This is a genomic window from Polaromonas sp. (assembly GCF_041689105.1).
In the GTDB taxonomy this organism is placed as follows: domain Bacteria; phylum Pseudomonadota; class Gammaproteobacteria; order Burkholderiales; family Burkholderiaceae_C; genus Polaromonas.
Map to the genome: position 1 here is coordinate 1 of NZ_JBDNGU010000041.1, position 3,113 is coordinate 3,113.

The following is a 3,113-nucleotide window of genomic DNA, read 5'->3' on the forward strand; positions in this document are numbered from 1 at the left end:
ATATCACACGACGTCCCACACAGGTGCACGGGAATCACGACCTTCGGAAGCGTATTAGTGACCTTGGCCGCTTCAAGCTTCTCGCGAAGAGCATCAACGCTCATATTTCCCGTGTCCTCGTCAATGTCCACGAAGTCGACCCTCGCTCCGCAGTAGAGAGCGCAGTTGGCAGACGCGACGAAGGTGATCGGGCTCGTCCAGACGATGTCGCCTGGGCCTACGCCGAGTGCGAGACAGGCGACATGCAGTGCGCTCGTAGCACTATTGACTGCGACTGCCCGTGCTACGCCACAGTATTCAGCCACCGCGCTTTCAAAGAGTGGGACCGCGGGACCTTGCGTGATGAAATCCGACCGGAGTACCTCGACGACAGCGGCGATGTCGGCCTCCGAGATATCCTGGCGCCCGTACGGGATCACGTCAGGTCGAGCTGCTCGTTCAGCTTCGTGATCTCGTTTACCGTCAGAAAGTGCGGGTTCGTGCCCGAGTTGTACTCGAACGACTGCGCGACAGGTACGCCTTCCTCACCGGCCGTGGTCTGAGTGAAGTCATTAATGCGCTGCGTGAAGGTGATCGTCGGGCGGATCACGAAGTGATCGTCGAATTCGAGAGTCAAGTGCGAGTCATCGGCTGGGCACATGATCTCGTGGATCTTCTCGCCGGGACGAATCCCGACAAACTGATGCGGCACCTCTGGTGCCATTGCCGTTGCTAGGTCCGTGATCCGCACCGAGGGGATCTTCGGCACGAAAATCTCGCCCCCGTGCATCCGCTCGAAGCCGCGAAGCGCGAACGCGACACCATCCTCCAGTCGGATCCAGAACCGTGTCATCTTCTCGTCAGTGATCGGCAGGCTGCTCGCGCCATCGGCCAGCAGGCTGCGAAAGAACGGCACGACAGAGCCGCGCGAGCCGACAACATTGCCGTAGCGCACGACCGAAAAGCGAGTGCGCTGCTTGCCGACAACGTTGTTTGCAGCTACGAACAATTTATCTGAGGCGAGCTTCGTTGCCCCATACAGGTTGATCGGGTTGGCGGCCTTATCGGTCGACAGCGCAATTACCTTCTCAACATCATTGGCCAGCGCGGCGTGGATCACATTCTCGGCGCCGTGGATGTTGGTCTTGATGCACTCCATCGGGTTGTACTCGGCCGCTGGCACCTGCTTGAGCGCCGCAGCGTGGACCACATAGTCAACCCCCGACATCGCCTGTACCAAGCGATCTCGATCGCGGACGTCGCCGAGAAAGTAGCGCATGCAGGAATGCTTCCCCTCCGGGAACTTTTGGGCCATCTCGAACTGCTTCAGCTCGTCGCGCGAGAAGACGATGAGTCGCTCAGGCTGAGAGTTGCCCAGAATCGAGCGGACCGCCGCATTGCCAAACGAGCCGGTACCTCCCGTGATCAGGATGGATTTGTCGTCGAAGTTCACTCGTGACAGCATAGTTGAAGCCACAGCCGCCGCTGAAGCTGCTGCTTCATGAACGATCTATGTTGCCGAGGGCGCCGCAGACAGCAATTTGACCGCCAAAGGCCTCGCGGTGAGGTCAATTCGCTGCAAACGCGGTCGCGCATTCGCTCTGGCGAAGGTCACGGTCCCGCCAGTGACCGGTAACCGAGGAGGTCTCTAGATTCAACGCTCGATCAGGTAACGTGCTAGCCATGCTTGAACTTAAGTCGCACAAGAGCAGGGTGAGTCGCTGATGGACGCGGCCGACACGATGGCCGCCGGGGCAAGGAGGGCGTATGGCGCCTTGCCGAGCTCGGCAAGGCGCCGTGTCACGAACGGTCTCGGCCGGATTCGAGGTCGCCGCCTCGCACGCGAGAATACTGAGCTTCTGAACACCGCCGATCTTGCCGTTGGCGGGTTTGAGGGAAAGCGAGTGCTTGAGGTTGGATCGGAAGCGACGGGTGCTCTCCTCCGAGATATTTGCGCCAAGTACGGAGCGGCGGAGGCGATCGGCGTTAACCCGCTCTTCCGCGCGCAAACTATTGGACCCCGAAGCCGGCTTGAGCAGGTTGACGCTAGGGACATGGAGTTTGCTGACTCGTCGTTCGATGTCGTCGTATCGGTTTCCGCCTTTGAGCACATTCATCGACTTGACGAAGTCGTCGCAGAGTGTCATCGGGTTCTACGCCCTGGCGGCGTCATGTATTCACATTTTGGGCCAATCTGGTCGACGCCTTACGGCCATCACCTCTGGTTGACCGAAGGCGCGCGCACGCTGACATATGCCAACGTAATTCTCCCGCCTTGGTGCCATCTGCTCCGTTCACGTGATGAACTCCTAGAGCTGTGCGCGGACGAGCACGGTATGGCTCTTGCCGAGCGTATCGTCGACTACATCTTGGATTCCGACGACCAAAACCAACTATTTTTCGATGACTACGAGCAGATCATAACTTCCAGCGAGTTTGAGTCGGTTTTCCTTAAGGGATATGATGTCCCCGCGTTGATGTCGCTTTACCCTGAGGCGCAGAAGCTCGAGCTGCTAGACGAGCTCAATGCGCGGTTTCCGCACCGAACTGGCTTCCTTTACGATGGGATTGTCATGCTCGTACGAAAATCCGCCGATTGACGCTAAACCGCCCGCGTATCTGGATCACACGGACCCTAACCTCGGCCAGACACTCTGGGGCCTAGTACGCGGCCCAGACTCCTCTCCGCTGCCCCTCGCAGCGCGATGGAGGCTTGCGATGAACCGAGGAGTCACAGACGGACCTTCGGCGAGAGGACTGCTCGTGGACTTCGACGTTCAGCGCGGTTCAGCGCGTGAGCCTCTCAGCGAACACCGTGCTCGCCACGCAACTTCAAGAAGGGGTAGCCGGTTCGAGCCCGATAACAGGATCTAACGAAAGCCAGACTACCGCGGCGTTTCGCGGTGCAACGGGTCGAGCCGCAGTGGCAAGACGCAGGGGCCTAGCTACTAGCCAGCAAAGTCCAAAACCGCCCAGACAAGGAGCGGCGCCCGCGGCCCGCACCCCCAGCAGCTAACCTGCGCCCTGTGAGCTTCGACGTAGCGATTATTGGCTGCGGCCGCGTGGGCCTGCCGCTTGCGCTTGCCTTCGCCGACCAGGGCCTGCGAACAATCGGCATTGACACCGACGGCGAG

3 protein-coding genes are annotated in these 3,113 nt (G+C 59.8%); 1 reads left to right on the top strand and 2 read right to left on the bottom strand.

The annotated features are described in order from the left end of the window. Both ACESMT_RS03795 and pseB read right to left on the bottom strand, forming a co-directional pair. The coding region (locus ACESMT_RS03795; protein WP_372825245.1) for an aminotransferase class I/II-fold pyridoxal phosphate-dependent enzyme at positions 1 to 419 on the bottom strand (419 nt) is incomplete at its 3' end. Beyond that, entirely contained in the window at positions 416 to 1,432 is a 1,017-nt protein-coding gene (gene pseB, locus ACESMT_RS03800; protein ID WP_372825246.1) for a UDP-N-acetylglucosamine 4,6-dehydratase (inverting), read from the bottom strand. The genes pseB and ACESMT_RS03795, both read right to left, overlap by 4 nt. A gap of 271 nt (positions 1,433 to 1,703) precedes the next feature. Here pseB and ACESMT_RS03805 point away from each other — a divergent pair, with 271 nt between their 5' ends. Then, complete coding sequence (locus ACESMT_RS03805; RefSeq protein WP_372825247.1) at positions 1,704 to 2,579, top strand: methyltransferase domain-containing protein; 876 nt, start codon at positions 1,704 to 1,706, stop codon at positions 2,577 to 2,579. Positions 2,580 to 3,113 lie beyond the last annotated feature (534 nt).